Here is a 4,593-nt window from a genome sequence, read left to right as displayed (position 1 = left end):
CGTGGCCGATCGCGGTGCGCATCAGCTCGTGGTAGGCGGGGTCGTACTCGACCTCGTCGACGCGGTGGCCGGTGGCGTCGTGGGTGTGCAGGATCGGCCGGTTGCGATCGGCCAGCTCGCCCCAGCGCTGGGCTTGGCGGGAACCGGAGATGGCGCCGAGTTCGGTGACTTCGTCGACGCCCCAACCTCCGCCCTCGCGGATCAGCGACTCGATGAGCACCGGCGACGACGCCGGGTTGTCGTCGTGCAGCGGGGGAACCTGGTTGGTGACGATGTGAGTGTCGGGCATGCCACCGATATTACAGATTTTCGACAATTGCACAAGAGCTGTAACGCAAGGGCCTCGTCAACGCCAGGGCCTGATTCGATGCCGGGGAGATTTCCTGGGGCGGCGCGGGCAGGCCGCTCAGCGGGTATCGTCATGGCTGCTTTAACCAACGCTGACCGGGGATTTCAGAAAGGCCCGACGATGGCTCAGGATTGCCGCACGCGACATCGCACGTCATGCCCCGCCAAGACACGTCGGCATCGCCGCATGATCGGCCTGGGCACGGCTGCCGGTGCGGTTCTGGCGGCGGCGATGGCCCCGCTGACCACCTTGTCCACCGCCCACGCCGACATCGTCGAGCTCGTCATCGACCCCCTAGCCCAGGTAGCCCAGCCTGTGATCGACCCGCTCGCGGGTTTGGTCGGTTCCACTGATCCGGTGCTGGGGGATCCCCTGGCCGGTTTCGCCGTGCCGTCGTTGCCGATCGATGCGGCTGGCACCATGGCGGCCGCCGATCCCAGTTTCGCGAACACCCTGGTCCAGGCGCTCTATCTGCCGTTTTACCACCTCGGCCAGGCCTGGATCACCAGCCCGATCGGTTCGGCAATCGACAATGTGATCAATTTTCCCACCGCCACGTTGCTTGGCGTCGATCTAATCGGCAACGGCGCTGTGGGAACGGAGGCGGACCCCACTGGCGGTGCTGGCGGGCTCCTCTTCGGCGACGGTGGTGCCGGCTACAGCTCCACAACGCCCGGCGTGGCCGTCGGCGACGGCGGGAATGCCGGGCTGATCGGCAACGGCGGTGCCGGCGGGGACGGTGGGGCGGGCACGGCCGGCGGGGTCGGCGGCAACGGCGGGTTTCTCATCGGCAACGGCGGTGACGGCGGTGACGGCGGCTCCGCCATCACCGCCTCTTACGCCGGCGCTGCCGGAGGCAACGGCGGTGCTGGCGGGGAGTTGTTCGGTCTGGGCGGCAACGGCGGTGACGGCGGCGCCGGAAGCGCGGGTGGCGTCGGCATCGCCGGCACCGACGCCACCACCCCAGGCGGCACGGGCGGGGTCGGCGGGGAGGGCGCCGTCGCCGGTTCCGGCGGGGCCGGCGGGGACGGGGGGCGTGGCGGGCTGCTGTTCAGCGACGGCGGCGACGGCGGTGCCGGCGGCGGGGCCGGCAACGGCGGTGTCGGCGGCACCGGCGGCACCGGCGGCGCCGCGTCGACGGCTGTTGCCGCCGGAACTGGCGGTGAAGGCGGCCCCGGCGCCACAGGCGGCCAGGGCGGGGCCGGCGGCACCGGCGGCACCGGCGGCTTTCTGGGCCAGGGCGGCAACGGCGGGGACGGCGGCGCGGCCGGCAACGGCGGTGACGGCGGTCATGGTGGCACCGGCGGCGCGGGCAGCCCCGAATATCCGACCGGCGGCGCTGGCGGCACCGGCGGGGAAGGCGGTGCTGCCGGTACACCCGGTGCCGGCGGTGGGGCCGGCGCGACGGTCATCGTCGGCCAAGGCGGCACGGCCGGTGTGATCGGCACCACCGGCACGGCGGGAGTGACCGGCGCGACCGGCGCGGCCGGCCCGGCCGGTTGACGCTTGAAGCGTCCTATCGCCGGCCTGCGTGAACGGGAGGGTCGACTCGGCGCTGTTGGTGTGAGCGCCTCGAATCACCGACGACGAGCGACGTCATACGCATGATTGTGCGCTGAATTTCGATGTAGATTGTGCATCATGGGTAAGCGAGTGAGTCTGATCCTCAAAGACGCCGACGAAGCCGCGCTCGCGCCGTACCTCACCGAAGGCTCGGCTGCGTTCGAGGTGCTGCGGCGTTGGGCAGGCCAACGAGGCCAGGCCGACATCAAGTCCGAGGCCGGCGCGCTGCGCGCACTGCTTCAGGCCGGGGCCGAAGCGCTGCGCGAACAGCTTCTCGACGCGGGGTATGCCCAGTTGGCGGCGGAGTTCAACAGTGAACCAGGCCGTGCCGAGCGGCAGGCGGCCCGGGACCGCTACATCCGCCGGACCGAGGCCCATCTGTGAATCGCGGGATGCGGAGCCAGGTATACCGCGTGGACCTCGGGCACGGCCCAAAGCCCTGGGTGATCCTCAGCAACAACTCCCGCAACAGAAACCTCGACACGGTGCTAGCGGCTCGAATCACGACGACGGACAAAAATCAGCACGTGCCCACGGTCGTGCCGCTGACCTCTGCGGACCCGCTCGTCGCGGTCGTCCTGGTCGACGACATCGTGCAGCCTTACCACGACGAACTCACCGAATCACTAGGCGTCCTGTCGCCGACGACGATGCAGGAGATCAGCAAAGCCCTGCGGATCGCGCTGCCCTGAGTCCAGTCCGGTGAACCTACCGAGAAGGGAGTAGCAGCTATCCGGACCGTCCTGCTATGCCGTCTGGAGCGGCTGAATCCGGTCGAGCGCCTCGCCGATGCTGTCGCGTTCGACCTCTAGGTCGTAACGGTTCTGCAGATTGAGCCAGAACTGGTCTTCGATCCCGAAATAGCGGCCCAACCGCAGCGCGGTGTCGGCACTGATCCGGCGTTTGCCGTGCACGATCTCGTTGATTCGCCGTGGCGGTACGCCGATCGCCCGCGCGAGCTTGTGCTGCGTGATGCCGAATCCCTCGATGAAGTCCTCCAGCAAGACCTCTCCGGGATGCACCGGCGCGTGCTTGTCCATCCATCTCACCTCAGTGATAGTCGACAATCTCAACATCTTCGGGGCCCGCTTCAGTCCATCGAAAGCAAAGCCGCCATTGGTCGTTGATCCGGATGCTGTGCTGACCACGTCGCCCTCCCCTTGAGCGCTTCAAGACGGTTTCCCGGCGGAACACGCAGCGCGTGAAGGCTCGGTGCCGCATCGAGGTACGCCAGCTTCCGGATCGCCACCCGCTGAATCCGTGAATCGATCGACCTCACACGCTCGCGCGCCCACAGCCGCTCGGTATCTCGGTCAGCGAATGACCTGATCACCTCGCAAGGATAACGCGATACGTCAATAACGCCACACGTTAAGTTAAAGGCCTAGCCATTCCTCAATACGGACTGAACCTCCATACTGAACGCGCGTATGTTGAGGTGGTGGAGTTATGGACCGTCGACGACGCCGCGCAGCACTGGGGCGTCACACCCGCTCGCGCCCGCGGAATCTTGTCCAATCGCCACATCCGGCGGGTCAGCGGCTACTCGGCCGACGACATTCGCGCCGTGTGCCGTCGACAAGGAGCCCGCACCGACCTCAAACCAACCGCACCCGCGGCAACCCTCGCCGAGACCGCGGGGGCGATGGCCGACCACCCCGGCGACGACGCCACCCGGCTGCGGCTGTTCTTCGAGTTCGCCCGCGGCGCCGACGAAGCGGGCCCCGCCGCACTGCCGCTGACCACCGCCGAGCCACCGTTGACCGGCGACCCGCGCTTCGATGCGCTGCTGGGCGCCGCAGCGGAGCACCTCGCCGCCCGCTACGGCCTGGCCGGGCCGCTGTGGAGCGTCACCGTCGACCGATTCCTCACCCGCGCCTGGTGGGTCGCCACCCTGCCGTCGGCTCGCACCCACGCCCTGGTGTGGACGCCGGCGGCATTCCGGCGTCGCGGCATCTACCTTGACCGTCACGACCTCACCCACGACGGAGCCACCCCCATGCCCGAGCCACTGTTCGACGCCACCGCACTGCGGAGCGCCTTCACCGAGCTGGCTGCGAAACTCCAGCGCCGCAACATCGTCGGCCATGTCCACGTCTACGGCGGCGCGGCGATGATCCTGGCCTACGACCCCACCCGAGTCGCCACCCGCGACATCGACGCCCAGTTCGAGCCCGACGGGCCGATGGTCGCCGCCATCGGCGAGATCGCCGCCGAACACAACTGGCCGACCACTTGGCTGAACAATCAAGCCGCCGGCTACGCCTCCCGCACACCCGGCGAAGGCAATCGCGTTTTCGACCACCCCTACCTCCAAGTGGTCGCCACCCCGCCGGATCACCTCCTGGCGATGAAAGTCCTTGCCGCGCGGGCGGTTCGCGACGCAGACGACCTCCGCTTCCTGCTGCGCCACCTCGGCATCACCACCGCGGCCGCGGTGTGGCCCATCATCGAGCGCTTCTTCCCAGACGTCGACATCCCGCCGCGATCCCGCGCACTGGTCGAAGACCTCCTGCGCCACGACCACATTTGAGGCGCGCAGGACTGCGGTGTGCTCGTCACCGCCGTCTGGCCGGCCCGCACTCGGCTCACTGGACTACCTTCCTGAGGTCAGCGCTTTTGGATGAGGCGTTGATGCACCCGAGGTGCCACCAGGTCACTGCCCGGCTCGCTTGACGCGG

The 4,593-nt window shown here is 68.7% G+C and carries 5 protein-coding genes and 2 pseudogenes; 4 read left to right on the top strand and 3 right to left on the bottom strand.

All coding sequences use genetic code 11. The features are described from left to right. Positions 1-289: pseudogene (locus AC2VOP_RS15450) on the bottom strand (DNA alkylation response protein); the annotation flags it as partial. A 246-nt stretch (positions 290-535) separates the two neighbouring features. Here AC2VOP_RS15450 and AC2VOP_RS15445 point away from each other — a divergent pair. From AC2VOP_RS15445 to AC2VOP_RS15435, 3 genes are all read left to right on the top strand, one after another. After that, a complete protein-coding gene (locus AC2VOP_RS15445) occupies positions 536-1,852 on the top strand; it encodes a PGRS repeat-containing protein (protein ID WP_486961799.1) in 1,317 nt (438 codons plus the stop codon). Positions 1,853-1,990: 138 nt separating this feature from the next. Further along, the gene (locus AC2VOP_RS15440; protein WP_486961798.1) at positions 1,991-2,296 is read left to right on the top strand and encodes a hypothetical protein; all 306 of its coding nucleotides are present in this window, start codon (positions 1,991-1,993) and stop codon (positions 2,294-2,296) included. Further along, on the top strand, positions 2,293-2,604 hold the full coding sequence (locus AC2VOP_RS15435; RefSeq protein WP_486961797.1) for a type II toxin-antitoxin system PemK/MazF family toxin: 312 nt from the start codon (positions 2,293-2,295) through the stop codon (positions 2,602-2,604). The genes AC2VOP_RS15440 and AC2VOP_RS15435 overlap by 4 nt, the downstream gene beginning before the upstream one ends. 54 nt (positions 2,605-2,658) lie before the next feature. Here AC2VOP_RS15435 and AC2VOP_RS15430 read toward each other — a convergent pair whose 3' ends face one another. Both AC2VOP_RS15430 and AC2VOP_RS15425 read right to left on the bottom strand, forming a co-directional pair. Next, on the bottom strand, positions 2,659-2,952 hold the full coding sequence (locus AC2VOP_RS15430; RefSeq protein ID WP_486961796.1) for a HigA family addiction module antitoxin: 294 nt from the start codon (positions 2,950-2,952) through the stop codon (positions 2,659-2,661). 10 nt (positions 2,953-2,962) lie between these two features. Further along, positions 2,963-3,245: pseudogene (locus AC2VOP_RS15425) on the bottom strand (type II toxin-antitoxin system RelE/ParE family toxin). 108 nt (positions 3,246-3,353) lie between these two features. Here AC2VOP_RS15425 and AC2VOP_RS15420 point away from each other — a divergent pair. After that, positions 3,354-4,445 (top strand): hypothetical protein, encoded by a 1,092-nt coding sequence (locus AC2VOP_RS15420; protein WP_486961795.1) that lies wholly within the window; start codon positions 3,354-3,356, stop codon positions 4,443-4,445. The last annotated feature ends 148 nt before the right edge of the window (positions 4,446-4,593 follow it).

Source organism: Mycobacterium sp. TH-M106, assembly GCF_057473765.1.
The sequence above is the reverse complement of the archived record's forward strand: the minus strand, read 5'-3'. Positions and strand labels throughout refer to the sequence as shown.

Coding starts and splice junctions, on each gene's coding strand:
- AC2VOP_RS15430 (WP_486961796.1), bottom strand. CDS start 2,952: ATGGACAAGCACGCGCCGGTGCATCCCGGAGAGGTCTTGCTGGAGGAC.
- AC2VOP_RS15445 (WP_486961799.1), top strand. CDS start 536: ATGATCGGCCTGGGCACGGCTGCCGGTGCGGTTCTGGCGGCGGCGATG.
- AC2VOP_RS15440 (WP_486961798.1), top strand. CDS start 1,991: ATGGGTAAGCGAGTGAGTCTGATCCTCAAAGACGCCGACGAAGCCGCG.